Origin of the sequence: Streptomyces sp. M92, from assembly GCF_028473745.1 — a bacterium.
Lineage (GTDB): Bacteria > Actinomycetota > Actinomycetes > Streptomycetales > Streptomycetaceae > Streptomyces.
In genome coordinates this window covers 1,164,760-1,190,459 of record NZ_CP101137.1, presented here as the reverse complement: position 1 = coordinate 1,190,459, position 25,700 = coordinate 1,164,760, and the positions used below count along the sequence as shown (strand labels likewise).

At 70.5% G+C, this 25,700-nt stretch carries 26 protein-coding genes; 7 read left to right on the top strand and 19 right to left on the bottom strand.

What is annotated here, in order from left to right:
- Positions 1–7: 7 nt before the first annotated feature.
- From M6G08_RS05360 to M6G08_RS05330, 7 genes are all read right to left on the bottom strand, one after another.
- Complete coding sequence (locus tag M6G08_RS05360; RefSeq protein ID WP_272586037.1) at positions 8–1,276, bottom strand: cytochrome P450; 1,269 nt, start codon at positions 1,274–1,276, stop codon at positions 8–10.
- Complete coding sequence (locus tag M6G08_RS05355) at positions 1,273–1,941, bottom strand: GTP-binding protein (RefSeq protein WP_443048740.1); 669 nt, start codon at positions 1,939–1,941, stop codon at positions 1,273–1,275. The genes M6G08_RS05360 and M6G08_RS05355 overlap by 4 nt, the downstream gene beginning before the upstream one ends.
- Entirely contained in the window at positions 1,919–2,272 is a 354-nt protein-coding gene (locus M6G08_RS05350) for a DUF742 domain-containing protein (protein ID WP_073723548.1), read from the bottom strand. Before M6G08_RS05350 ends, M6G08_RS05355 begins: the two co-directional genes overlap by 23 nt.
- Positions 2,269–2,709, bottom strand: coding sequence for a roadblock/LC7 domain-containing protein (locus M6G08_RS05345; protein WP_272586036.1), 441 nt, complete (start codon positions 2,707–2,709; stop codon positions 2,269–2,271). Before M6G08_RS05345 ends, M6G08_RS05350 begins: the two co-directional genes overlap by 4 nt.
- Before the next feature lie 2 nt (positions 2,710–2,711).
- Positions 2,712–4,433, bottom strand: a complete 1,722-nt coding sequence (locus tag M6G08_RS05340) for an ATP-binding protein (protein ID WP_272586035.1) — start codon at positions 4,431–4,433, stop codon at positions 2,712–2,714.
- A 547-nt stretch (positions 4,434–4,980) separates the two neighbouring features.
- Positions 4,981–6,696 carry a hypothetical protein gene (locus tag M6G08_RS05335; protein WP_272586034.1) on the bottom strand — a complete coding sequence of 572 codons (1,716 nt, stop codon included), beginning with the start codon at positions 6,694–6,696 and terminating at the stop codon, positions 4,981–4,983.
- Between the two features lie 154 nt (positions 6,697–6,850).
- Positions 6,851–7,213 (bottom strand): hypothetical protein, encoded by a 363-nt coding sequence (locus M6G08_RS05330; protein ID WP_272586033.1) that lies wholly within the window; start codon positions 7,211–7,213, stop codon positions 6,851–6,853.
- Between the two features lie 238 nt (positions 7,214–7,451).
- Between M6G08_RS05330 and M6G08_RS05325 the strand changes: the two genes are divergently transcribed.
- On the top strand, positions 7,452–8,732 hold the full coding sequence (locus tag M6G08_RS05325) for a hypothetical protein (protein ID WP_272586032.1): 1,281 nt from the start codon (positions 7,452–7,454) through the stop codon (positions 8,730–8,732).
- A gap of 98 nt (positions 8,733–8,830) precedes the next feature.
- On the opposite strand, the gene tgmC is transcribed toward M6G08_RS05325, so the two are convergent.
- From tgmC to M6G08_RS05280, 9 genes are all read right to left on the bottom strand, one after another.
- On the bottom strand, positions 8,831–10,036 hold the full coding sequence (gene tgmC, locus M6G08_RS05320; RefSeq protein ID WP_272586031.1) for an ATP-grasp peptide maturase system methyltransferase: 1,206 nt from the start codon (positions 10,034–10,036) through the stop codon (positions 8,831–8,833).
- Positions 10,033–11,013 (bottom strand): ATP-grasp ribosomal peptide maturase, encoded by a 981-nt coding sequence (gene tgmB, locus M6G08_RS05315; RefSeq protein ID WP_272586030.1) that lies wholly within the window; start codon positions 11,011–11,013, stop codon positions 10,033–10,035. Before tgmB ends, tgmC begins: the two co-directional genes overlap by 4 nt.
- 3 nt (positions 11,014–11,016) lie before the next feature.
- Positions 11,017–11,322: a putative ATP-grasp-modified RiPP gene (locus M6G08_RS05310; RefSeq protein ID WP_272586029.1), complete on the bottom strand. Its 306-nt coding sequence runs from the start codon at positions 11,320–11,322 to the stop codon at positions 11,017–11,019.
- A 62-nt stretch (positions 11,323–11,384) separates the two neighbouring features.
- Complete coding sequence (locus M6G08_RS05305; protein ID WP_272586028.1) at positions 11,385–12,230, bottom strand: helix-turn-helix domain-containing protein; 846 nt, start codon at positions 12,228–12,230, stop codon at positions 11,385–11,387.
- Between the two features lie 22 nt (positions 12,231–12,252).
- The gene (locus M6G08_RS05300; protein ID WP_383142902.1) at positions 12,253–12,696 is read right to left on the bottom strand and encodes a DUF6879 family protein; all 444 of its coding nucleotides are present in this window, start codon (positions 12,694–12,696) and stop codon (positions 12,253–12,255) included.
- A gap of 43 nt (positions 12,697–12,739) precedes the next feature.
- Entirely contained in the window at positions 12,740–12,967 is a 228-nt protein-coding gene (locus tag M6G08_RS05295; protein WP_030180050.1) for a hypothetical protein, read from the bottom strand.
- A gap of 69 nt (positions 12,968–13,036) precedes the next feature.
- Positions 13,037–13,354: a hypothetical protein gene (locus M6G08_RS05290; RefSeq protein WP_272586026.1), complete on the bottom strand. Its 318-nt coding sequence runs from the start codon at positions 13,352–13,354 to the stop codon at positions 13,037–13,039.
- Positions 13,355–13,405: 51 nt separating this feature from the next.
- On the bottom strand, positions 13,406–13,612 hold the full coding sequence (locus M6G08_RS05285; RefSeq protein WP_272586025.1) for a DUF397 domain-containing protein: 207 nt from the start codon (positions 13,610–13,612) through the stop codon (positions 13,406–13,408).
- A 6-nt stretch (positions 13,613–13,618) separates the two neighbouring features.
- On the bottom strand, positions 13,619–14,461 hold the full coding sequence (locus tag M6G08_RS05280; RefSeq protein WP_272586024.1) for a helix-turn-helix domain-containing protein: 843 nt from the start codon (positions 14,459–14,461) through the stop codon (positions 13,619–13,621).
- Positions 14,462–14,660: 199 nt separating this feature from the next.
- On the opposite strand from M6G08_RS05280, the gene M6G08_RS05275 reads away from it, so the two are divergent.
- A complete protein-coding gene (locus M6G08_RS05275) occupies positions 14,661–15,323 on the top strand; it encodes an ATP-binding protein (RefSeq protein WP_272586023.1) in 663 nt (220 codons plus the stop codon).
- 30 nt (positions 15,324–15,353) lie between these two features.
- Here M6G08_RS05275 and M6G08_RS05270 read toward each other — a convergent pair whose 3' ends face one another.
- A complete protein-coding gene (locus M6G08_RS05270) occupies positions 15,354–18,503 on the bottom strand; it encodes a DEAD/DEAH box helicase (protein WP_272586022.1) in 3,150 nt (1,049 codons plus the stop codon).
- Positions 18,504–18,628: 125 nt separating this feature from the next.
- Between M6G08_RS05270 and arr the strand changes: the two genes are divergently transcribed.
- Entirely contained in the window at positions 18,629–19,039 is a 411-nt protein-coding gene (gene arr / locus M6G08_RS05265) for an NAD(+)--rifampin ADP-ribosyltransferase (RefSeq protein WP_272586021.1), read from the top strand.
- 126 nt (positions 19,040–19,165) lie between these two features.
- On the opposite strand, the gene M6G08_RS05260 is transcribed toward arr, so the two are convergent.
- Together M6G08_RS05260 and M6G08_RS05255 are read right to left on the bottom strand one after the other, a co-directional pair.
- A complete protein-coding gene (locus tag M6G08_RS05260) occupies positions 19,166–19,621 on the bottom strand; it encodes an SRPBCC family protein (RefSeq protein ID WP_272586020.1) in 456 nt (151 codons plus the stop codon).
- Between the two features lie 102 nt (positions 19,622–19,723).
- A complete protein-coding gene (locus M6G08_RS05255) occupies positions 19,724–20,755 on the bottom strand; it encodes an SEC-C domain-containing protein (protein ID WP_272586019.1) in 1,032 nt (343 codons plus the stop codon).
- A gap of 160 nt (positions 20,756–20,915) precedes the next feature.
- On the opposite strand from M6G08_RS05255, the gene M6G08_RS05250 reads away from it, so the two are divergent.
- The 4 genes from M6G08_RS05250 (at position 20,916) to M6G08_RS05235 (ending at position 25,694) form a co-directional block, all read left to right on the top strand.
- On the top strand, positions 20,916–21,236 hold the full coding sequence (locus M6G08_RS05250) for a DUF6412 domain-containing protein (protein ID WP_272586018.1): 321 nt from the start codon (positions 20,916–20,918) through the stop codon (positions 21,234–21,236).
- Positions 21,237–21,347: 111 nt separating this feature from the next.
- Positions 21,348–22,064 carry a YidC/Oxa1 family membrane protein insertase gene (locus tag M6G08_RS05245; protein WP_272586017.1) on the top strand — a complete coding sequence of 239 codons (717 nt, stop codon included), beginning with the start codon at positions 21,348–21,350 and terminating at the stop codon, positions 22,062–22,064.
- Positions 22,065–22,232: 168 nt separating this feature from the next.
- A complete protein-coding gene (locus tag M6G08_RS05240; RefSeq protein WP_272586016.1) occupies positions 22,233–23,090 on the top strand; it encodes a fumarylacetoacetate hydrolase family protein in 858 nt (285 codons plus the stop codon).
- Between the two features lie 378 nt (positions 23,091–23,468).
- Positions 23,469–25,694, top strand: a complete 2,226-nt coding sequence (locus tag M6G08_RS05235; protein ID WP_272586015.1) for a choice-of-anchor A family protein — start codon at positions 23,469–23,471, stop codon at positions 25,692–25,694.
- The last annotated feature ends 6 nt before the right edge of the window (positions 25,695–25,700 follow it).

Genomic DNA, 25,700 nt, shown 5'->3' with positions numbered 1-25,700 from the left:
TGGCTCCTTAGTGTGCGGCGGGGTGCGTGACGTGCTGTGCGGCTGCGGCCTGGGCCGCGGTGGTGACGGGGAAGGTGACGGGCAGCGAGTCCAGGGCGCGGTGGAACGGGCCCGGGCGCCACGTCAGTTCGGCGAGGGGCCGGGCGAGGTCGGTCTCCGGCAGCGCATCCAGGAGGTGGGTGACCGCGGTCTCGGCGATGAGGTAGGCGTGCGAGCGGGCGGGGCAGGTGTGCGGGCCGGTGCTCCAGGCCAGGTGGGCGCGGTTGCCGCCGTGCTGTCCCTCGGGCACGCCCTCGGTGAGGGCCGGGTCGTTGTTGGCCGCCGCCATCGAGATCACGACCGGCTGGTCGGCCGGGAGCAGCACGCCCTCCACGTCGATGGGGTACGGAGGGTAGGAGATGCAGTAGTTCGCCATCGGCGGGTCGGTGTAGAGGACGGCGTCGAGCGCGTCGCGCACCGTGGACAGCCCGGCGTGCAGGTCGGCGGAGAAGTCGTCGTCGGTGAGGATCTTCAGGATCGTGTTGCTGATCAGGTTGGTCAGCGGCTCGATCCCCGCGCCGTACAGCGTGACCAGCTGATGGCTCATCTCCTCGTCGGTCAGCTCGGCGGGGTGCAGCGCCAGCCGGGAGGTGATGTCGTCGCCGGGCTGGGCCCGCCGCAGGGCCACCAGGTCGGACACGGCCTGCGCGAGGATCGCGTTGCCCTGCTCGGCGTTGGTGGTGTCGAAGATCTTCGCCATGCCGTCGGCGATGCGCTGCCCGATCTCGTCGGGGCAGCCCAGCAGCGCGCTCAGCACCCGGAAGGCGATGGGGAACGAGTACTGGGTGAGCAGGTCCGCCGACCCGGCGGCGCGGAACCCGTCGATGGCACCGTCGGCGACCTTCTCGACCAGGGCCCGCAGCCCGTGCTGGTCGACCTTGTCGATGGCGTGGGTGTTCGCCCCCCGGTAGCGGGCGTGCTCGGCACCGCCCGAGCGCAGCGCGTTGGGCCGCCACTCCATCATCGGCCGGACCGGGCAGGTCTCCGGGATGAGTTTCTCCCAGGCGCGGGGGTCGGCCGGGAAGTGCAGCGGGTCGTTGAGGATGCGGCGGGCCTGGTAGTAGCCGATCACGAGGGTCGCGGGGACGCCGGGCGCCAGGTCGACCGGGACGAGCGGGCCGTGGGTGCGGCGCATGCGCCGGTAGGCGGCGTGCGGGTCGGCGGCGAACTCCGGCGCGTACAGGGCGACACGGCCCGGCGAGCCGTCCGGTGCGGGCTCGGCGGAAGGCAACGTCATCGGCGGGACTCCAGGAGGGCGGCTGAACGGTGCTCGGTGAGGTACTCGGTGAGCGTGATCAGGGCGTGCAGGGAGGACGTGCGGTCGCGGGCGTCGCAGTACGTCAGCGGGGTGGCCGGTTCGAGGGCCAGCGCCTCGCGCAGCTCGGCCTCGGGGTAAGCCGGGGCGCCGGGGAAGGTGTTGATGGCGACGGCGTACGGGATTCCCGCGCCGTCCAGCAGACCGAGGGCGTCGTGGGAGGCGTCGAGGTCGCGGGTGTCGGCCAGGACGAGACAGCCGAGGGCGCCCTCGGCCAGGTCCTCCCACAGCGGCTGGAAACGGGACTGCCCCGGCAGCCCGAACAGGTACAGCGCGATCCGGCCGCCGGCCATGTGGATGCGGCCGAAGTCCATCGCCACGGTGGTCGTCGTCTTGTGCGGGGTGCCGCGCAGGTCGTCCACACCGGCGCTGATCTGCGTGATCGGCTCCTCCATGCGCAGCGGCCGCACTTCGGAGACGCTGCCGATGAACGTCGTCTTGCCGACGCCGAAGCCCCCCGCGACCACGATCTTGGCCGACCGGGTCACCGAGGCCGGGACGTAGGTGACGGACGGGTCCGCCGCCCCGTCGGGCCGGTCGGGCCGGTCGGACCGGTCGGTTCCGTCAGACCATGGAGCGAAGTCCACGGAGTACCTCCTGCAGCAGGTCGAAGTCGGGCTGGTCGTCGAGCGCGGCGACCGGGCTGGACAGGTGGCCGGAGTCCATCAGCGCGGAGACGAGGATGCGCACCGTGGAGGGCGGCAGCTCCAGCGCGGCGGCGATGTCGGCGACGGCCAGGCCGCCCCGGGCGCCGGCGAACAGCCGCATCACCCGGCGGGCGTCCGGGCCGAGGGTGTCCGTGGGACCGTTCGCGGCGACGACCACGCTCTCCAGGCGCACGTCGTCACGCGCGCGGACCTGGCCCCCGGTGCGGACGTAGGGCCTGACCATGTCGGGGTCGCGCCGCGGCCCGCTCATGCCGGTGAGCCGCCTTCCGCGACCGGTACCCGCTGCTGGACCGGCACGCGCTCCTCCGTGGCCAGTTCGTGCCCCACCCGGGTGGCGAGCCGCACCATGTGGTGGGAGATCAGGCCGACGTCGGCGTCCGGGCCGGTCGTGCACACCGACAGCATGGTGTTCTTCGCCGCGGTGGTCGTCAGGCCGATGCAGCCGACCGACTCGATCAGCAGCTGCCGCATCCCCGCGCCGCCGGTGAACTCGTCCCAGGCCTTGCCCGCCGCGCGCAGCGCCGCCGTCAGCGCGGCGAACTTCTCCCCGTCGTCCTGGCCGATCGTCTCGGTGCGGGCCTTCAGCAGCCCGTCGCTGCTCATCAGCACGGCGTACCGGACGCCCTCGACGCTGCCGAGTTCCTGGTCCAGCAGCCAGCCCAGGCTGTTGGTGTGTGTGTCTTGCACGATCAGTGTCCTTCGTCGTCAGCGGCGTCGTGGGCGGCGGTGCGGGGAGTTGTGCGGGGGACCGTGCCGGGGGCCCGGGCGGCGTCGTGGGTGGCGTCGGCGGAGGCCCGGGAGGCCTCCCCCTCCCGGCCGCGGCGACTGCCAGCCGCCCAGGCCGCGGCGACGGCGGGCCGGCCGGGCTCGGCGTCGTCCGGGGCGGCGGGGCGGCGCGCGGGGGCGGGAGCGGTGGAACGGCGGCGGACGGTCAGCCCGCTGGCGGTGGTGGCCGAGGGGGTGCCGGTCGCTGGTGCGGTGGCCGAGGGGGTGGCGGCTGCGCTGGGCGCGGCGGGTACGGCGGCCGGCCCAGCACCGGGCTCGCCGGGTGCGGCGGTCGGCCCAGCACCGGGCTCGCCGGGTGCGGCGGCTGCGCTGGGCGCGGCGGGTACGGCGGTCGCGGCGTCTGTGGCGGTTCCGACAGGCGCGATGGGTTCGACGGTCGCCGCGGCCCCGACGGCCGCGGCAGGCGCGACGGGGGACGCGGCCACCGCGGGGATCGCCTGGGCTGCCGGGGCCGCCAGTGCGGGCTGGGCCGCCTGGGCCGGTTGCGCGGCGGCAGCCCTCGGCACCGCCTGGGCCGTCGCCGGATCGACGAGCAGGTTCTTCGGCAGGACGACCATGGCCCGGGTTCCCTGGTAGATGTTCGGCGCGGTCAGCTCGACGCGGAAGCCGTAGTTCTCCGCCAGCAGGGACGCCACGCGCAGCCCGGTCTGGGGATGGGCGCCCAGCCGGGTGATGTCGTCGCGCTGCTCGCCGGACATCACGTCGCTGGCCCACATCAGTCGCTCGTCGTCCATGCGCAGCCCGGCGTCGTCCACGATCAGGAAGCAGGCGTGGTGCCCCTGCTCCAGCGACACGTGGACACTGGCGGCGGGCGGCGAGTAGCGCAGCGCGTTGTCCAGCAGTACGGCGAGCGCGTGCACGACCGCCTCGACCGCGCGGCCCGCGACGACCACGGACCCCATCTCGGGGTGCTTGATCCGCTCGTACCCCTCGATCCGGCCCATGGCCGCGCGCACGATGTCGGTCAGCGTGGTGGCGGGCCAGCGCCGGGACAGCTTGTCCCCGGCGAGCACGGAGTACCCGGAGGCCGTGAGCAGCATCTGCTGCGCGAGGTGGTCGATCTCCACGAGCGTCGCGTAGGCCTCGTCCGAGATGTGCCGCCGTACGCCCTGGCTGACGGCCCGGCCCAGTCTCGCCGACCGGGCCACGATGTTGTTGGCGAAGCCGCGCACGGCGGCCCGGGCCACGCCGGCCGACTCGTGCCGCACCTGCGCGATCCGCTGCTCGGCGTCCTGCCGTACCTGGTCGGCGGCGTGGGCCGCGGCCCGTTCGGCGGCCGTCCGCTCCCGCGTCCGTACGTCCTCCACCGCCGCGGTCAGCGCACCGGGCACGGCACGCAGCCGTTCGGCGAGCGGTGTCCCGTCGAGCTGCGCCGGCACGGGCAGCGGCCCGCCCCCGGTGCCCTCACCGCCGTGCCCGCCCTTCACCGCCGCCGGGATCACGGCGGCCGTGAGGTGCCCCACGCACTGCTCGGCCGCGACGAGTTGCAGGGTGAGCCGGTCGGCGTGCTCGCGCAGCTGCTCGGCCCGGCGCCGGGCCCGCCCGTACTCGCGCCGGAAGTACCACGCGGCCCCGACTCCGGCCGCCGCCAGTGCGGCGGTGGCGGTCACTATCAGTTCAGTCATCAGGTCCTCACGGATGGGAAGCCGTCGGTGTGGGGGAGGGCGGCCGGGGCCGGACGGCGCGAAGCGGCGAGGCGCCGGGGCGGCCCGACGACGACCGGGCTCTCAACAGGCCGCAGCGGACCGGTGTCTCCCATGGCCACCACGTGCCGCGGAGTCGGCGACGCGGACGACGGCGAGGGCGCACGACATGGATCTCCAAGGAACACGCGAGGGCCGGTACGAGCGGACCGGTACGAGCACAGGGGCGACGACGACGCGGATTCGAAGCGGAAGGGGACCGCGCACCATCCCGACCCGTCTCGAACTCCCGTATCCGCGACCGGCGTTCGACTTACGGAAGGGGACCATACCGTTTGTGCTCACGATGCGCTCACGGGTCGTGCGGCCCTCGTGACCATGGCGCGTAACCGCCGTGGGTTTGACGCGAAAAATACGTCGATGGCCGACGAACACCTATGGCTGAAAAGGGGGTTGGAACGAGTGGCGGCGCGCTGGTAAATGGCGTCGGCAACGGTGACGACCCCGCCGCTCCCCGCCCCTTCCCGGCTCACCCGGAGGCCAGCTGCTCCGCGATCTCCTTGACCCAAGCGGCCCTCTGCTCCGGGTCGTCGAGGGTCGCCGCCCACGCCTCCGGGGCCAGCTTGTGCTGCTCGGGGCCCGCCTTGAGCGCGACGAGCAGCTCCCGGGCGGACTGCCGCAGCTCGGGCGTGGTGTCGGCGCTCCCGGGGACGCCGGGCCCCGCCGCCAGGCCGTAGATCTTGCGCGCCATGGCCTGGCGCTCGCCCTTGGACACCTTCTTCCAGACCTTCAGCGAGTGCTTCAGCGAGTCCGTGCGGGACTTGGCCTCCACCGGCCCCTCGTCCTCCGCCGCCCAGCGCTCGGGATGCCGGGCCTCCTCGTAGCGCTTGGTGACCGCACGGCCCGCCTTGTAACCGGCGACGCCGAGGATGAGACCGGCCCCGACCGCGGCGGCGATCCAGCCGCCCGGGTTGCTCCCCAGCACGCCCGCCGCGGTCACCGCCGCCACGATGCCGCCGGCGGCCTTGGCGGGTTCGCCCACCACGCCGCCCACCGTCTCCTTGCCGATCTTGGCGATCTGCTTCTTCTTCGCGTACTTCTGCGTCTCGCCCAGGGTTTCGGTGTCCTGCACGGCGCGCTGGTGGGCGGCCGTGGCGCGGCCGGCGCGCTCGTACTCCTCCCGCAGGGCGTCGAAGGCGGCCTCCGCGGCCGGGTACCACTCCCTGGGCGGGCGCCCCTGTCCGGCCTCCGTGATGGCGTTCAGCCGCTCGAACGCCTCGTCGACCCGCTGCTCGGCCCGGTTCGCCTCCTCCTGCAACCGGACCAGCAACTCCGCGTGCACGGCGCCCGGGTCGCCGAGCCGCTTGATCCTCTTGTACTTGCGGGTCGCGCCCCCGACCTTGCCCGCGGCCCTGGCGCCCTTCCACAGGCCGGTGACGGCACTGAAGACGCCGCTCACCTCGGCGGCGGTCGCGGCGTCCGCCGCCCCCTGGACCTTGGTCGCCTCCTTGGCGACGGCGGCGCCGTAGCCGCCCGAACTGGCCGTGCCGACGACCGCGTCCGCCCCCTTCGTCCTCCCCTTCCTGCTCGCCGTGTGGTGTCCGGCCCCGGTCCGGTTCCGCCTGGCGTCCTTCAGGTTCTTGAGCGAGTCGTAGGCGTTGACGACGACGCCGGTGACCTCGGTGAGGAGGTTCCACGCTCCGGCGGAGGTGCCCGAGGCCGCGGCGTCGTGCTTGAGAGCTCCGTTGCCCGAGGCGGTGGCCGCCTGTCCGAGGCCGGCGCTGGTGGGGGTCTGGGCGCCCTTGACGGCGTTGTCCACGGGGTCGAGGTTCTTCTTGAACCGGTCCATCAGCTCGGCGGCCCGCTTGGCCAGGTCGTCCACCGGCCTCGCCCCGGCGGCGGCACCGTCCGCCGTCTCCGTCTCCCGCGCCGTCACGAAGCTCTCCGGCGCGCTCGCCGTCACGAAGCTCTCTGTCTCCCGGGCCGTCACGAAGCTGTCCGGGCTGCCCGGCCGGGACGACCCGGCGGACTCCGGAGCCCGTTCCGCCGTCGCGTTCCTGACGCGCTGCACCGCCGCCGTCGCCGCCCGGTTGCCGACGGCGGACTGGAACTGGAGGAAGGCGGCCTCCGCCGAGGTCCCGGACGCATTCTGGGCCCCGCTCCCGCCCCCTTGCCGGCGCTGCCTGGCCGACGCCAGCGTGGCCACGGACGGCCGGGTCGAGGGGTGCTGGACCGGGGTGCTCATGGGGACATACCTCTCCTGCGCAGGACCGGGCGAGGCGAAGGTAGCCGGGCGCGGCCAACGGGAGGGGTGCGGCGGGGAAACTACCGGGGGACGGTGGGGGACGTGTCGCGGCCGGGAACCGGGACACGTCCCGGAGCGGCAGGGCTGAAGAAGCTCAGTCCTCCCACCAGACGGAGCCCGTGTAGATCCAGCCGCACCAGTCGTTGGTGCGGTTGGAGTACTGGACCTTGAACCACTCGTTCCCGTACTTGTTCCTGACGCTGTCGAAGAAGGCCAGCGAAGCACCCCGGTACACGGTCTTCACCACGGAGGTCGACTGGTAGTAACCAGTCCTGATGTACCCCTTGTCGACGACGACCTCGACCCGGTCGGTGGCCGTGCCGCTGCACATGCCCTGGACGGCGGCCGGCAGTTCCGGCGGGGCGGCGGCGGCAGCGGCGGGTGAGGCGCCCATGGTTCCGATCACGACCGCGGACGCAGCCGCGGTGCCGGCCAGCCGGCGAAGCCTGCTCATCATGTCACTCCCCCTTGAGGATGGGTCGTTCCTGTCCTCGGCCAAGCTAGGGGGAGGGCGTGCCGGCCCGGTCCTGCAACTCTTCAGGTTGACTTCGGGCCGCCGATGAGTGTGTGCACGTACCTGCGGAACAAGCCCCTCCGTGATCAGTCGTGGCCAGTTCGGGCCTCACACCACCACCCTGTGTGGCCGCTACATTCACCCCGACCGAACCCACTCGACCAGGGGGGAACAGGCAACGATGCGCTCCACACGACCCGTCAGCCGCATCACCAGATCACTCATGGCGGTGACCGCCACCGCGGCCGCCGGGGCGGTCACCGCCCTGAGCCTCGCCGCCTCACCGGCGGCCGCGGCACCCACCGGCACGACGGCGCCCCGGCCCGGCGACAGCTGTACGGTGGCCGACCTCGGCACCCGCCACCCGTACATCAAGACCACCGAAGTATCGCCGACGATCACCCACTTCAAGGGCTGGTACGTCACCGAGGGCACCACCGGTGAGCAGACCGTCAGCACCGACACCACCACGGTCATCAAGGTCTCCGTCGGTCTCAACGACACGATCGAGACCAGTTTCGCCGTCGAGGCGCTCAGCAACGTCAGCGCGACCGTCGGTCTGAACGTGATGCTCGAGTACACCTCCACCAGCAATGAGTCGAACTCGGTCACCTGGAACCTGACCCAGCCGGGCTACTACGGGTTCTACAAGGGCACCAAGAAGGTCACCGGCACGTACGGAAGCCTCAACTGCAACCGCGCCCAACAGGACGACGGCAGCTGGGCGCTGGAGTGGACCGAGGGACCCGGCGGCGGCGGCTTCACCACCTTCACCACCCTTGAGGAAGGCGCGGTGCGCTGCCAGGACGACGTGCCCGCCGACAGCATCATGGCCAAGGCACAGGCCCTCCTCGACTGTGGGACGGCGGCCGCGAAGGCCGACCACCCGGCGGGCGCGGTCGCGCCGACGGCGCAGCAGGAGCAGGCCCGCTCCGCGCCGGACCCGGCCGCCACCACCGGCACCCCCGCCGCCGAACAGCCCACGGCCACCGCGCACGGCGCGCGGGCCGCCCTCGACTGCTCGGCCGAGGCCTACAAGATCGCCGTACCCGGCAAGCCCCTGTCCTGGGGCGCCCCGCTCCTGGCGGACGACGGCGTCCGGCTGCGCCCCTCGTCGATCTTCAGCGCCCACCTGGACAACTGGCGCCTGTGCAACGTGACGGAGCGCGACGGCGTCATCGAGGCGTCCCTGTGGAACTGGGGCAACGGCGGTTGCGCGACCATCGCCGAGCAGAACGCGTCCACCGAGCGGGCGGTGCTGAGGACGGTCCCCTGCGCGGAGGACGACCTCCAGCGGTTCTACATCTACCGTGACGTACCCGGCAGCTCGAAGATCGGTGTGCAGAACAAGTACACCGGTTCCATGATGGGCTACGACCGGTACGCGGACGGGGAGTTCATCCGCCAGTACTCCAGCGGCCGGCAGGACGGCACGGGTACGTTCGACCTGACCGCGGTCTGACGTCCCGCACCCCGCGAGCGGCCCCGCACACGAGCCCCCCCCGAGCCCCCGGGCTCCCGGCTCCGTGCGGGGCTCCGTGCGGGGCCCTTCCCTGCCGATCAGTACCCACCGGGCAGTCGCAGCCGCGGCACCTGGGCGTGCAGCAGCCGCTGTCCGTCGCCGTCCACGCGCAGGGTGTACGTCTGCGGCCCGGGCCGTCCCGCGGCGTCGAGGGCGTCGATGAAGTCCTCGACCCGACTCCACAACTTCAGCGGGCCGCCTTCCCGGACCCTCCAGTCCCCACCCTCGGGAGTGAGCGTGGCGGCGGACCCGGAGACCACGTCGATGAGGTGCGGCACATCGCCGATGGTGACCAGCTGCGCGTCCGGTACGGCACTCTGGGCGAGGAACCGCAGGTGGAAGGCCTCCTCGGTCGCAGCCGTGAGCCGCTCCGGCGCGTGCCGCGCGGACCGGGACGGCTCCTCGTCGAGCCCCGCGACCCAGTCCGCCGGATTCCCGTACGCCGGTGCCGCATCGGTCCGGGCGGGCATGAAGGAGACGGTCCCCGGCAGCAGGGACCCCTCGGCGGTCCCGTCCCCGGCGACGGTGAGCAGGACGCGGGCGTTGCCGTAGAGCCACCCCGACAGGGGCAGCAGGATCTTCCCGCCGGGACGGACCTGCCGGAGCAGAGCGGGTGGCACGGACCGGAAGGAGCAGGCGGCCACGATCCGGTCGAACCAGGCCTCGGGCCAGTATCCGTACCGCCCGTCGGCCCGGGCGAGCGTCGGCGTGTAGCCACAGCCGTACAGGGCGTCGGCGGCCCCTGCCAGCCTCGCGGCATCGACCTCGACGCTGGTCACGTGGGACGAGCCCAGCCGTTCACAGGCCAGCGCCGTGGAGTACCCGGTCCCCGTCCCGACCTCCAGGACCGTGTGGCCTTCGCGGACATCGGCGTCCGACCACATACGCAGCACGAGCGAGGGGAGCGTCGACGAGGACGTGGGTGCTCCTCCGTGCCGTACGGCCGGCCGCTCCCAGTCGGTCTCCTCCCCGTCGAACTGAGTGACCAGCGTGGCGTCCGAGTACGAGGCCGCGAGCCAGCGGCCGTAGTCGAGCTTCGACGTCACCGGCTCCCACACCGTCAGCCCGTGTACGTCCGGTTCGTCGGCCGGGAGGTAGAAGCCGGGCACGAAGGCGTGCCGGGGCACCTTCCCCGCGGCTGCGAGCCAGTCCGGGTGGACCGGTTCCCCGGCCTCGGTGAGGCCCTTCACCATCGCCGCGCGCAGCGTCCCCGCGTCGTTGGCGAGGTCTGTGGGCAGAGTCATGATCCGCCAGTCCCTTCCGTGCTCAGAATGTCGGCGAAGGCTTCGGTGATCGCGGGGGCGTCCGGAAGCCAGCCCCACTGACCGTTCGGGTTGCACTCGATCGCGTACCAGTCCTCCGGATTGCTTCCGTCACCTGTGAGCGCGAAGTCGAAGCACCCGAAAGCCAGCCCGGAAGCGGCCAGATAGCCGTGCAGGGCGGCTTCGACGACCGAGGGCACGACGACGGATGCGTGAACCAGGTCGTTCCAGTCCCCGCACCGCCAGTCGACGGCACCGCACGGGGAAGTGATCCGCTGGGCGAAGACGCGCCGGCCGACCACGGTGATCCGTACGTCGCTGCTTTTCGGAACCTCGGCCTGGAACAGATGAGCCGTCACCGAGAGCGAGTCGTCGAAGTCCTCCGAACGAACACGCTGAGTCCAGATCGCACCCGCGCGACCGTCCTCCCCGAGTGGCAGCCCACGAAAGGTCTTGCAGACGACGGACGGGTGCTCCTCGGCGAACCCCCGTGCCGCCACGACATCGTTGGTGACAAGCGTCGCCGGAATCCGCAACGCCAGCTCGGCGAAGGCTTGCAACTGTCCCGGCTTGAACTCCGCGCGGGCCACAGCCGCCGGGTGGTTGACGTACCGGACGGCACGCAGACTCCGCAGGACACCCCCGAGCCCGTGCCTCGCCTCGGCCGCCGCGAATCGCCGCTGCTGTCGCGGCAGCTCTCCGAACCGGTCCGAGTAGGGGGTGGGGCGACGGTAGTAAACGGCTCCGATCTCCCCGAGGTCCACCTCCCGGCTCTCCGTACGCAGCGGCCCGCTCCAGGCGGGATCACCGGCCCCGAGGCGGAACCCGAAGGCCAGCCGTCGGCCGATGTCGGCGGGGTCGGCCCTCACCACCGGCACCTCGCGCTCGTTCAACGCGGCGATGACCCAGTCCGCGGTCACGTCCTCCAGAGCGGTGAGCACCAGAACGGTACGTGTCATCGTTCAGTCCGACTCGTAGTCGGTCGTCGTGTCGTCCTGCGACTGAGGCTGCGGCTGCTGCCCGTCCCCACCGCCCGAAACGGACGCCGTACTGCTCGTCCGGGACGTCCCGTGCTTGCCCATCTCGACCACCTTGCCGAGGGCGTCGGTGTAGCGGGCGGTCTGGGTGGCCGAGTCCAGGGTGACGGACGCGTAGGGGGTGGTGGCAACCGGCAAGCGGTCGGTGACGAGACGCATCGCCCAGGGGGCGTGGGCGGAAGAGGCGGAGTTGAGTACCCGCTCCCGGTGCATGGGTTCCATGAGTTCCATGCCGACCAAGCTAGGAACGCCTGGGAACGCCGCTCAACGAGCGTGCGCCGACTTGCACGTGTTCACCCGAGCGAGTCGATCGCCGACGTGATCAGCGTGCGAGCGGGGGCGCCGTAGACCGCCGAGTCGGCGAGAGCGGCGAAGGTCCGTGCGTACATGCCGACTTCGTGGGGCTGCGTGATGGTCAGGAAGGCGGAGACCAACTCGACGTTGACCTGGGAGTCGTCGAACACCCAGAAGTCCTCGACCGGCCACAGCGCGGTGCGGTCCGTGCTCAGTGGGATCACGCCCAAGCTGACGTTGGGGAGCGTCGCCAGCGACAATAGGTGTCCCAGTTGTCCGGCCATGGTCTCGGACCCGCCGATCAGGTGCCGCAGCGTGCTCTCCTCCAGGACCACGGCGAAGCGGCGTGCCCCCTCGTACAGCACGCGCTGCTTGTTCACCCGGACGTCGACGGCCGCCTCAAGGTCGTCAGGCAGTGCGCGGCGGTCGCGGATCGACGTCAGCAGTGCCCTGATGTACGCGGGTGTCTGGAACGGGCCGGGTATGAGCCACGACGAGTATGCCCGGAAGTGCCGGGTGCGCTCCCACAAGGGAATGACCGATTCCTGGGCACGACGCAGTCCGGCACGCTCCATACGGCGCCACTCGACATAAGCCCCGTCGATGTTACGAGCCGTGGCGACAAGGTCGGCTGTTTGGTCGGCCGCGGCGCAGTGCAGCGTGTACGCGCGCAGATCGTCGTCGGAGGGCGGAGTACGGCCGTTCTCGATGCGACTGCATTTGCTTTCATGCCAGCCAGCCCTGAAGGCGAGCTCCCGGGCGGTGAGACCCGACTCCTTCCGGATCTCGCGCAGTCGCTTGCCCAGGGCCTCGCGGGCCTGCTGAATGCTGGATGACGTCGACATGGGATATGGCGGGCGGATTCCGTCAGGCTGGCCGGTACTCCCCGTGGGGGATCGCCCGCTCCCACACGGCGGCGAATGCGGAGGCGCACAGGCTGACGACGCTCTGGTCGGTCGAAAGTTCCTCGCCGGTCATCGTCCCGGCCCCGGCGAAGTGGTTGAATAGGACGGACGTGCCGTCGAAGAGCCAGAAGTCGTTTCCCGGCAGAGCAAGGCCCGAAGCCTGCCTGCGGGGTAGCCAGCGCACATCTTCGCCGGCCTTGACGTTGTGCCCGCTGGTCAGTTCGTACTCGTACCGAGCGTAGGAGGACAGCGGTTCGGAAACGATGCGAGCGCGATGCACGGCCACGCCGCGGGCCACCGCCGAGGAGACGAGCTCGATCCACCAGGGCCAGCGCTCCGCCGGGTCGAACCGGTGGCCCGCTGACCACTCCCGGTAATCCTCGTCCAGGCCGTACGCGTCGCGCATCTCCAGGTGATAGGCGCTGTGCCGGGCTGACCGGAAGAGCTCCTCAAACGTCGGCTGCGGCACCGCCGCTCACCTCCGGGAAGAACTGCATCATGCGCCGGGGGAACTCGATCACCGTCTCGTGTCCGGGAATGTCCAGCTGCGCCAGGCGCTCAGCATCCGTGACCCGCCAGCCTTGCAGGATGTAGTTCCCCGTCTCGTCGTCCAGGTACACGGTCGGAGAGCCGTTGTTGGGGCTCTCGGGGTCCTTGCCCAGGCGGTGCAGCGCCATGATGCCCTCCGGTGGCATTTAGGTCTGTCGAGGTGACCAGGCTTGCGCGGCCGCAGCTCGGTGTGCCAGCTACTTGCATGAACTTCTACGAGTCGGGCTTTCTCTGGGTGCCTCGTCCCGAGCTTCTCGCTTCAGCTTCACCGTGAGGTCGATGCCTTCCCGGACGGCTTGGTCGAAGCCGGGGTCCTGCCGCAGGCGGACCCGCCCCCGAAAATCCACGATGACGGCGGTCACGGCAGTGAGGTCGGTTCCCGAGGTGCTTTCCCGGGCGCGCTTCAAGTCGACCTCGAAGGCTTCCTTGTCACCCGGGAAGCCATGACCTGCGAGCAGAGCCGTCCTTACGTCGCCGACGGTCAGCAAGCGAAACGGTGATGCGCCGATCTTCATGTTTCCGTTCCTTCCCCGCGCGAGCGAAGAGGCCGTATCCGCCTCGGTCGGTCAGGAGGCCTGCTGCTGCAAGTCGTCGCGTAGCGAGTCGAGGAATCGCCTCCAGGCGTCCAGCCGCACGTCGAGTGTGGGCCCGCCGATGTGCTTTGAGTCGCGTATTAACGCGCCGTGTGAGACGTAGGCGCATTCCACGCATTCAGTTCCGCTGCCGCCGCTGTATGAGGACTTGAACCAGCGGGGCGCCGGGGCGGCTGCCATCAAGACTCACTCCTTGCTGAGTCGGTCGATGAGCTCGACCGAGGACTCGAGGTCGAGCGCCTGGGCGCTGAGGTAGTCGAAGGCCAACCTATATCGCTCCAGTTCCTCCGGCTTCTCCATGAACAGCCCACCTCCGAGTAGGTCGACGTAGACGACGTCCAGTTCACGGGCTTGACCGCGAAGGGTGACGAAGCTTCCGACCGCGGCCGCGTGCGCTCCCAAGGAGAACGGAAGGACTTGAACGGTGATGTGCGGTCGCTCGGCACAAGTCACGAGGTGGGCGAGTTGCTGTCGCATGACCTCACGGCCCCCAACCTGACGGCGGATCGCAGCCTCGTCGATCACACACCAGATGTGCGGCGGTTCATCACGCTCCAACAGTTCCTGCCGTTTCATGCGGATGTCGACCATGTGCTGGACTTCGCGTTCGCCGCATTGCACCTCTGAAGCGCGATGGACCGCCTCAGCGTAGGCGCGCGTCTGGAGGAGCCCGGGGACGTACATGCACGCGTAATGGTCCTCGCGCACCACCTCGTCCTCCAAGGTGAGCATCAGGTTCATCGAGTCGGGGATGGGATCGGCGAGCGATCGCCACCATCCCTGGATCTTGGCTCCCTTCGCCAACTCGACCAAAGCGGAGCGCTCTTCGTCCGTCGCGTCGTACTCGCGGCACAGTGCGTCGACGGCCGGCCACTTGACCGTGCCCTCCTTCGTCTCGTAGCGACTCAGCGTCGCCTTCGAGATGCCGACGCGTGCGCCCGCCTCTTCGAGCGTCAGTCCCTTGAGTTCTCGAAGTCGTCTCAGGTCCGCGCCGAGTTGGCGCCTACGGGTGGTCGGTCCGACCGGCATGGTCTCAGTCCTTCGCGTTGGTCCGATAGATCGTCGTGCTCCGCTGGTGCTGGCGGCAAGACGGTGTGCGCCGGGGGCGCGGGCTGTGATCGAGTGCTCCCGGCAGCTCGCAATGAGAGTTCCATTTCGAGAGTTTCAATGCAACTGTGTGTCGCGTAGACATCACAGTGGGCTATCGGGAGTGGGGAGCGGGTAAGACATGAATGACTCTCTATGGAGGCTGACGCAGCCGTGGAGGCTGCCGTTTCTGGCTACGGCAGACCAGGTGGGAGCTCTTCGGCGCGCCTTGCGCATCCACCTCGAGTACTGGGGGTTGCGCGAGCTGGCCGACGCCGCCGAGGTTTGCGCCGGTGAACTCGTCACCAACGTCGTCAAGCACGTCGGACCGGAGACGCCGTCCACCCTCGTCGCCTCACTCGGCGGCTCTCACCTGCGCATCGAGGTTCACGACCCCGATGCTCGCGCGCTTCCGACGCTCACGTGCGCGAGCATCGAAGCGGAGGACGGCCGGGGGATGACGCTGGTCGACGCCATGAGTGATCGTTGGGGTGTGGAGCTGGCCGGTGATCGCAAGGTGACCTGGTGCGAGTTCCGTATCGACGTCACGTGGACCGAGCGGCAACACCTGCCGATGCCGCGACTGGCCCGTGCCGCAGACGTGCTGACTCTGTACGGCGGCACGGAACCGCCGAGGCAGTCGGTTGGTCACAGTCGACTGTCGGCAGCGGTGGCGGAGGAGGCCGCGATCAACGCCATCACCGACCTCCTCTACTGGTTCCGAGCGCAAGGACTGGACGTCGACGACGCGCTTGACCGGGCGCAGTCGCATTTCGAAGCGGAGTGCGAAGCACGACTGCCCTGAGCCGTTCGCGCCCTGGCCGACGTGTTGGGATCAACTCGCCTGGATCGCCGCCGAGTACGTCCACACGTCGGCCGGGAGCGGGTGCTTCAGTTGCCAGGTGATGGCCATCGGCTTGCTGCCGGTGTGCTCCACGTAGGTCGCCGGGCCCAGGAGCATCCACGGCTGGCGCTTGCCCGTGTCCGTGTCGGCGTAACGGCGCACGAACAGCAAGACATGGCTGCCACGCCGCTCGTGCTGCTGATAGCGCGTGCCCGTGGGGGAGCCGGGGGAGGTCGAGTTCTGGGATTCCCAGTGGAAGAGGTTCGGGCTCAGCGCGTAGTCCTTGTAGCGGACGGTGGGTGAGAAGTCCTTCTCGTCCTTCTCAAGTGTGACCAATAGCGCGTCCGTCTGGAACTCCTCGGCCCACGTCACACCCTGGCTGAAGGACCTCGGCATCCGCCCTCCGAAGCGGGCGATTCCCAAGGCTGCCAGGATCTCCGATCGGTTGTACGAGCTGTGTACCTTCAGCGGTGTCGCTCCGAGGTTGCCGGTCAGCGGGATCGGTACATGGTCGGCCTTATCGATGACGTACGACAGGACCTGTCGGAGTTCATCGCGCAGAGCCCGCTGCGGGCGCAGTGCGGCGAGGCCCTCCGCGAAACTGGTGAAGCCGCCCGCGTCGTCCCAAAGGTTGAAGAACAACATGCGGGCGTACGCCTGGTCGGTCTGGTCGAGTGTCTCGTACGGGGGAGCGTCGTCAGCCAGTAGTTTCAGGTATGCCCGCACGCGACCCGGGTCGTCCACGTGCAGGAAGGCGTGGACCCGCTTGAGTAGCGGCTCCTCGCCCGGCGGAGCCGGTTCGGTGATCAGGCTGGCGCGGCGCAGGATGGAGGTCCAGGAGTTGCTGCTCTTGTACAGCTCCTTGATCTCCCGACGGCTTTCGCGGAGGTAGTCGGCGAGGAGGGGAGTGCTGTACTCCTTGACCTCCTTCACCAGCGTCGTCACGGTGGCGGTCAACTGGGTCCTGATGTTGTCGAGGACCAGCTTCTTCGCCTTGCCCTCCAGAATGATCTGGCAGCCGGAAGGGAGCTGAGGGAAGCCGCGTTCGATGTGTTCCACCAGCCGATTGCGCGACAGGTTGGTCATGGCCCGGAACTGCTCCTCGAAGCGGAACTCCGCGCGATGCTGTCCGATGAAGTCGAGGACGGTGAGCACCGGCTTGCTGTCGGTACGTCGTAGGCCTCTCCCCAGTTGCTGGAGGAAGACGGTGGCGCTGTTGGTGGGGCGCAGCAAGAGCAGCGTGTCCACGTCCGGGATGTCGAGCCCTTCGTTGAACAAGTCCACCGAGAAGATGACCTGGAGCTCGCCTGCTTCAAGGTCGGAGAGTGCTCGGGCACGTACCTCGGCGGAGGAGTCGCTGGTGAGAGCCGCAGCCCGCAGGCCGGCCTTGCGGAAGTAGTCGGCCATGAAGTGGGCATGCGCCTTGGTGACGCAAAAACCGAGCGCGCGCATGGCGCCGGGGTCGGAGATCTTGTCCCTGACCTGCTTGACGATGATGCGGGCTCGCGCGTCGTTGCCCGTCAGGAGGTTGCCGAGCTCCTGTTCGGCGTATGAACCCTTCTGCCAGGTGAGAGTCGTCAGGTCGGTTCCGTCGGGGATGCCGAAGTAGTGGAAGGGAGATAGAAGGTCGTTCTCAAGGGCTTCCCAGAGCCGCATTTCGGCGGCGATGCGTCCATCGAAGAACTCGTCCTGAACATTGCGCCCGTCCATCCGCTCGGGGGTGGCGGTGAGCCCCAGCAACTCCTTCGGCGCGAAGTGCTCGATCACCCGTCGGTACGTACTGGCCGTGGCGTGGTGGAACTCGTCGATGACGATGACGTCGAAGTGGTCCGGTGCCAGTTGCTCCAGCCTCTGGACGTTGAGTGATTGGACGCTGGCGAAGACGTGGTCCCAATCCTGTGGATCGGCGCCGCCATGCAGCAATTCGCCGAATGAGGCGTCGACCAGCACTTCGCGGTACGTACGCAAGGACTGCTTGAGGATCTCCTTGCGATGCGCCACGAACAGCAGCCTGGGGCGACCGGAGGTCGCCTGTTTGCTCAACTCGCGGTAGTCGAGGGCGGCCATCACGGTCTTCCCGGTACCGGTGGCCGCGACCAGCAGGTTGTGATGCCGCCCCCGGATCTCGCGCTCCGCGCTCAGACGCTCCAGCATGTCGCGCTGATGAGGGAAGGGGCGCACCTGAAGACCGGAGAGCTTGATCTCGAAGTCGGTGCTCGGCGCCGTTCCACCCGCCTGGGAGAGGGCTGCGTCCAAGCGATCCCGGTCGGTATCCGGGTCGTATGTCTCGAACGCAACGTCGTTCCAGTACGCGTCGAAGGTGGCCTCGAACTTGTCCATCACCGCCGGTGTGGCCACCGACGACAGACGTACGTTCCACTCCAGGCCGTCGAGCAGCGCTGCACGGGAGAGATTCGAGCTGCCGACGTAAGCCGTGTCGAAACCCGTCCTGCGCCGAAAGAGCCATGCCTTGGCGTGCAGTCGCGTCGACCGGGTCTCGTAGTTCACCTTGACGGTGGCGCCGAATTCACGCACAAGCCGGTCGAGTGCGCGGCGGTCCGTGGCGCCCATGTAGGTCGTGGTGATGATCCGGATCGGAATGCCCCGCTCCTTCGCTGCGAGGAGTGAGTCCTCCAGCACACGGATGCCGTACCACTTCACGAAAGCACAGAGCAGATCGATTCGATCCGCCGTGGCCAACTCGGCCCGCAGCTCCGCACCCAGATTGAGGTCTTCGGGCGAGTTGGTGAGAAGCGATGTTTCGGAGAGGGGGGTGAGCGGACGAATGGCGTAGGCGCCCGGTGCCTCTTGCTCCGCCAACGCCAGCAACTGACGGGGTCCCTCGACGATCGCGCTGACGGACTCTGCACCGGTCTGCCCATCGACATCGGCTGCCAGGGACTCGAGCACGCGGTTCGCGAAGGGAACTCGATCCTCGGGCCGGAGCTGGTTGAGGTAACGGGCCACTATGTCGCCGACATGGCGGGCCAGCACATGGGGTGACGATTCTGCACCGACCTGGGCGTCGATGGCCTTCCAACCTGCGGCCTCAAGGCGCTCCAGCTCACCGTGTACACGGTCCGTGATCAGCTGCTCGTAGACCCCCGCGACCGGTTGCTCCCGGCTCCCTGACTGTTCCACCCCGACCCCTCTCACCACCACGTCGATGTGGAAGCAGTTGTAGCAGGCTCCACTGACACGGAGGCGGAGTGCCCGTCTTTGTGATGGCTCGCCATTAAGTCGGCCTCGCTTGCTAACCTCCCGCAATGGACGAGGTGTTGGACGAAGGACCGTTCTTCCACGGTACAAAGGCCGATCTGCGGGTGGGAGATCACCTCACCGCCGGTTTCCCCTCGAACTACCGGCCCGAGATCGTGATGAACCACATCTACTTCACCGCGTTGCGCGACGGCGCCGGGCTTGCCGCCGGGCTTGCCGCCGGTGAAGGGGAACCGCGCGTGTATGTCGTCGAGCCGACCGGGCAGTTCGAGGACGATCCGAATGTCACCGACAAGAAGTTCCCCGGAAACCCCACCCGCTCCTACCGCAGCAGGGAGCCGCTCCGGATCGTCGGTGAGGTCACCGACTGGACGCGACAGACCCCCGAAGCCCTCCAGATGTGGCGGGACCGGCTGGCCGCGATGCAGCAGGAAGGTCGGGCCGAAATCGTCAACTGACCTGCCTGAGCCGGCCTCGGGGCTGTGTGGGCTGCTCATACGAGCGCGGGGTGAACACTTCGCCGGGGAGTGTTCACGCCGCGTGAGGACGGTGTCCCGTCGGCAGGCGCGGATCGGGAACGGTGCTCAGGCCCGCCCCCCGCCCGCCAGGAACCCCTCCAGCCCGTCCAGCAGCATCCCGCTCCCCTGCTCCGCCATGTCCCGCTCCTCCTGCGTCTCGCAGGTCTGGCTGAGGACGATCACCGTGTTGCGGGGGCCCTGTTCCGTGAGTTCCATGGTCATCAGGGTGGGGTCGGGGCGGCCGGGGATGTCCATGCCGAGGGTGAGGCGGCTGTGGTGGGCCACCTCCACGTACGAGCCGGTCAGGGGGAACTCGGCGCCGTCGGGGGTCTGCATCGTGGCCTTCCAGGCGCCGCCGGGGCGGACGTCGAGTTCGACGGAGCCGGGGACGGCGTGGGCCCACTGGGCGTACTGGTCGGGGGTGGTCCAGGCCTGCCAGACCCGGGCCGGGGAGGCGTCGAGGGTGCGGGTCAGGGTGTAGGAGAAGCCGTCGGCCGGGGTGGTGGTCTGGTCGGTGCTCATGGGTCCGTCTCCCTGGGGCAGTCGGGCGGGGCGGGGCGGGCGGTCGTGCCCCGCGGTCCGCTTATCGCTTTCGCACCTGTAGACGTCCGGCGGCGCCGGTTCTCATCGGTCCGTGCGGGTGTTCTCTCCGTGGCATGTCGCGTACGGGCGTTCCGAGCCGCACCAGCAGGCCGCGCCCCGCTGCGGCGGCCACGCCACCGCGCGGCCCCGGGCCGCCAGTGTCGTCGCGTACTGGGGGAGGAGGGCCGCGTCGGCCGGTGAGGTGCCCTCCGAGGCGGCGAAGGCCTCGTAGGAGGGAACCGTGCCGCGGACCACGCCCAGGTTGGGGGTGCCGGAGGAAGCCAGTTCGCGCAGGGCCGTCTCCGTCGCCGCCAGGTGGTCGTCGTAGGAGGGGTACTCGGCGGAGAGGGACGGGTACGCGTCCAGGAGTTCCGTCAGCTCGTCGGCCGGCCAGTGGAGCATGGCCACCGGGAAGGGGCGGGAGAGGGCCTCGCGGTAGGCGCCCAGTTCGGCACGGAGCCGGGAGATCTCCGCCTCCAGGTCGGCCGGGTTGTCCGAGCCCAGGGACCAGACGCGCTTCGGGTCGTGCAGCTCGTCCAGGGAGACCGGCATGGTGTGCAGGGTGTCGGCCAGGGTGTCCCACTCGTCGTGGGCCAGGCCCAGCATCCTGCGGACGCGGTGGCGGCCGTAGAGGAGGGGGTGGGTGGAGTACGGCGGTTCCGGGACGTCCGTCAGGAGGAGGCGGGCGCCCTCCGTGAACGTCTCGTGCGCCGCCTCCAGCTCGTCGTGCGCCTCCAGGGACTCCGCAGCGATCACCCAGGGGGCCGGGTCGCGCGGCGACGCCGTGCGGACGCCGTCGATGATGGCCCGGGCCTCCGCCTCGTGGCCGTACTCCCACAGGTTCGACGCCTTCAGGGCGCGGACCAGGGACGGGTTCTCCAAGGGGGCGGCGCCGGAGGCGAGCAGGCGGTCGTAGAGCTTGCTCGCGGCGGGGCGGTCGCCGGACAGCTCCAGGTGGGCCGCGGCGCGCAGGAGCAGGGCCTCGGCGTCCTCGGGGTAGAGGCCGGCGGTCCGTTCCAGGCGTGCCGCCTCGGCGGCGTGGTCGACGTTTTCGGCGGGCGTGTCGGGGCGCATGGAGGACACCGTACTGCCGTGAGGTGTCGAGGGTGAGGGGCCCCGGGGGCAGGGGCCGGGGATGTGCGGTCGGGCTCCGGGGGCGATACCGGCCCGCGTACGGCTCCTGTATAACTGGGGCAAACGTATGTGTGGGAGTGAGCCGAGGGGAGGGGTGCGGATGAGCCGGGGACGGACCGTGGTCCGGGTGTCCCGTGCGGCGCTCGTGCTGCTCCTCGTGGTCCTGCCCGTCGCCGCCGTCGACCTCGGCAGCCTCTCCGCCGCCGTCGCGCTCGCCGCGACCGCCGCCGTCGGTTCCGCGCTCGCCGTCTGCGCCGTCATCGCCGCGCGCTGCGCGCCCGCCGTGCCACGCACCCGGGTGCGCACGGCCATCAGGGACCGGGACCTGCGTACGGCCTTCCTGCCCCAACGCGATCCCGACGCCCCCGGCCGCCGCCGGCCCCGGGCACCCGGACACGCCCTCCCGGCGACCGCCGCGTAGGGCACTTGCACTTCCCCTCATCCAGGGCACTTTCCCCGCGCGGGTCGTGTCGTCATGCCGCCGTTCCACCTCACCCCGGCACGACGAGACCCCCGGAGGGCTCACCCACCCATGTCCGTTTTCGCCAGCCTGGTCGAGCGCCTCGCCGACCTGCTCCAGCCGCTGTTCGGCGCGTCCGCCGCGGCCGCCGCCATCGTCCTGTTCACCGCCCTCGTACGGCTCCTCGTCCACCCGCTGTCCCGGGCCGCCGCGCGCGGGCAGAAGGCGCGCACCGCGCTCCAGCCGAGGGTCGCCGAGCTGCGTCGCAAGCATGCGAAGGACCCGGAGAAGCTCCAGCGGGCCGTGCTCGAACTGCACGCCGAGGAGAAGGTGTCGCCGCTGTCGGGGTGCCTGCCGAGTCTGTGCCAGATTCCGGCCTTCTTCTTGCTCTACCACCTCTTCTCCAGCTCCACGATCGGTGGACAGGCCAACGAACTGCTCTCGCACCGGCTCCTCGCCGCCCCGCTCGGCGGGCGGTGGGCGGACGCGCTCGGCGACGGCGGGGTGCTCGGCGGCGCCGGGGCCGTGTACGTGGTGCTGTTCGCCGTGGTCGCGGGCGTCTCCGCGTTCGGTTACCGGCTCACCAAGCGGACGATGGCCGACCGGCCGGTGCTGCCGCCGGCCGGTGACGGCGAGCCGGTGCCTGGGCTCGGCGCGGTCACCAAGGTCATGCCGTTCATGTCCTTCTTCACGCTCGTCACCGTGGCCGTCGTACCGCTGGCCGCCGCGCTGTACGTGGTCACCAGTACGACGTGGAGCGCCGTCGAGCGGGCCGTGCTCTACCGCTGAGCGCGGCGCGCCCACCGGGGAGTGGCTACGGTCCAGTACGTGAACGGGGTATTGCGGAGTGGAACGGGACCTTGGAGGATCGAACAGTCCTCCGATGGTCGTCGCGTCACTGCCGCACCCAGGTCGCACTCATCGGGCGGGCCGGCCCGCGATCGAGGAGTTGGGTACATGAAGCTGTTGCGAGTCGGTACGTCGGGGTCCGAGCGGCCCGCGCTGCTCGACGCCGACGGAACCCTGCGAGACCTGTCGGGCGTGGTGACGGACGTCGACGGGGCACTGCTCGCCGACGATGCCGCGCTGGAGCGGGTACGGTCCGCGGCCGCGGCCGGTGAGCTGCCCGCTCTGGACGCGACCGGGCTGCGCGTCGGCCCGCCCGTGGGGCGTATCGGGAAGATCGTGTGCATCGGGCTCAACTACCACGATCACGCCCGGGAGACCGGGGCCGAGCCGCCCGCCGAGCCCGTCGTCTTCTTCAAGGCGCCGGACACCGTGGTCGGGCCGGACGACACCGTGCTCGTGCCGCGCGGCTCTGTCAAGACCGACTGGGAGGTGGAGCTGGCGGTCGTGATCGGACGTACGGCCCGCTACCTGGGGTCGGCCGAGGAGGGGCTCGCCTGCGTCGCCGGGTACGCCGTCTCGCACGACGTGTCCGAGCGGGAGTTCCAGATCGAGCGGGGCGGGACCTGGGACAAGGGGAAGAACTGCGAGACGTTCAACCCGCTGGGCCCGTGGCTGGTCACCGCCGACGAGGTGCCCGACCCGCAGCGGCTGCCGTTGCGGCTGTGGGTGAACGGGGAGCTGAAGCAGGACGGGACGACGGCGGACCAGATCTTCCCGGTGGGGGAGGTCGTGCGGTACGTCAGCCAGTTCATGGTGCTGCGCCCCGGTGACGTCATCAACACCGGGACGCCGGCGGGGGTGGCGATGGGACAGCCCGAGCCGAAGCCGTATCTGCGGGCGGGGGATGTGGTGGAGCTGGAGGTCGAGGGGCTCGGGCGGCAGCGGCAGGAGCTCAAGGGGGCCTGAGCCCGCGTCGTCGCCGGCGGCGATGCCGTCGGCGACGGCGTGGCGGCCGGGACCGCCCGCACCGGGCGGGTTCCCGGCCGGTCGGTTCGTGCGGGCCCCGGTCGGTTCGTGTGGACCCCGGTCGGCCCGATCAGCCCGGTTGGTCCGGTCAGTCCATCGGCCCGATCAGTCCGATCGGCCCGGTTGGTCCGGCCGGTTCGCGCGGGCCGATCGGTCTCCGGTTGGTCCGGCCGGCGCGGGCGGGCCGTGCGGGCCTACCGGCCGGGCACGTGGCGCTCGGCCGACGGGCGTGAGTGTCGCGGGCCGTTCGTGTGATCGTCGCCCGGCCCAGGAATGTTTTCCCGGCAATGCGGGCGGCCGACGTACAGCCTGTCGGCCATGCACTCCATCAGACAACGCATGGCCGCGCTCCGGCCCCGCCTGGGGCGGACCGGACTGGCGTGCGCGCTCGTGGCGGGCCTCGCCCCCGTACTGGTCGTCGGCACGGGCGCCGCCCCGGCGCAGGCCGACCCCCTGCCGGGCGGCCTCGGCCCGTGTGTGCCGGGCAACTGCCCCGACCCGTACCCCGAGATCAACAACGGCCCGTTCGCCGGCCGGGACAACGGCATCAACGTCTTCGCCGGCGACGACTTCCTCGTCCGCGGCCGGGCCGCCGAGGCGGAGGGCCGGGTCGTCGTCCTCGACGACTTCGACATGGACAAGGACGCGGGCGGCAGCGCGGTCTACGACATCGGCATCGCGGGCGTCGGCTCGCGCGTGCCGCCGCCGGACGGAGCGGACTTCCTGACCACCGGCGGCGACATCACCGTCGCGGACGGGCAGCGGCTGCTCGCCGACGGCGGGGTCGTCCGCTACGCCGGGACGCTGACCGGCACCGTGACCGGCGACCTCGAACCCGACCCGGACGCCGCCGATCCCTACCTGGCGCTGCGCGACCAGCTCACCACGGCCAGCCAGTGCTACGCGCGGGTGGACGGCCAGTCCCGGCCCGCCACCGGCACGGCCGTGAACCAGGGCTACCAGACGCTGTTCACCGGGGACGGGACGTCCGGCATCCAGGTGTTCAACGTGGACTTCGACCTCGCGAGCCCCACCGGCGGGCAGCAGGGGATCGTCTTCGAGAACATCCCCGACGACGCGACGATCCTGGTGAACATCCTCGGCTCCGACCGCGTCATCAACACCTACAGCGGCGGCATCGACGATGCCACCGACCCGCTCAACGCCTACCGCGAGCGCCTCCTGTGGAACTTCCCCGACGCCACCACCGTCGATCTCGTCGGCACGGGCCAGTTCCAGGGCAGCGTGCTGGTCGGGCAGCAGGACTCGATGGCGACGGTGTCGCTGCCCGGCATCAACGGGCGCTTCTTCAGCAGCGGTTCCATCACCCACACCAGCCCGCAGACGGGCGTCGAGTTCCACGCGTACCCGTTCGACGGCGACCTGCCGTCCTGCGGTGACGACCCGGGGCCCGGCCCCGACCCGGTGACCGGTGAGGTGCGGGTCGAGAAGACGGACGCGGAGAGCGGGGACGCCCTCGCCGGGGCCGAGTTCGAGCTGTGGGAGGAGACCAACGGCGTAGACGGGCTCCAGACGGACGGTGCCGACCCCGACACCCAGGTCGGCGGCGTCTGCACGACGGACGCGGAGGGCCTGTGCGCGCAGACCGTCGAGCCGGGCACGTACTACTGGCGTGAGACCTCCGCGCCCGACGGCTACGAGCTGCCCGACCCGGACGTGTTCGGCCCGCTGGAGCTGACCGAGGCGAACGCCGAGGACGGAGTCCAGGTCGGTGCCGAGAACACGGCCGGCGCCGAGCCCGGCCCGGAGACGGGACAGGTCCGGGTCCGGAAGACCGACGCCGAGACGGGCGAGGTGCTCAGCGGGGCGGAGTTCGAGCTGTGGGAGGAGACCAACGGCGTCGGCGGTCTCCAGACGGACGGTGCCGACCCCGACACCCAGGTCGGCGGCTCCTGCGTGACCGGTGCCCTCGGGCTGTGCGCGCGGACGGTGGAGACCGGTACGTACTACTGGCGTGAGACCGCCGCGCCCGACGGCTACGAGCTGCCCGACCCGAACGTCTTCGGCCCGCTGGTGCTGACGGACGACAACCTCGACGAGGGTGTCCAGGCCGACGCGGAGAACACCGCCGAGGACGAGCCCGGCCCCGGCCCCGGCCCCGAGGACGAGGGCTCCGTCGAGGTGGAGAAGACGGACGCGGAGAGCGGGGACGCCCTCGCCGGGGCGGAGTTCGAGCTGTGGGAGGAGACCAACGGTGAGGCCGGCCTCCAGACGGACGGTGCCGACCCCGACACCCTGACCGGGACGTGCACCACGGACGCCTTTGGCGGCTGTGTCTTCGACGGTCTCGAGCCGGGCTCGTACTACCTGCGGGAGACCGCCGTGCCCGACGGGTACGAACTGCCCGCGGACCCGGTCACCGGTCCCTACGAGGTGACCGAGGAGAACGCCGGGGACGGCGTCACCGTGCGGATCGACAACGAGCGCGACGACTCGGACGGCGACGGCGACGGTGACGGCGACGGTGACGGCGACCACGGCGGTTACGGCGACGGCGGCGCGGGCGGCTACGGGGACAAGTAGCGACCC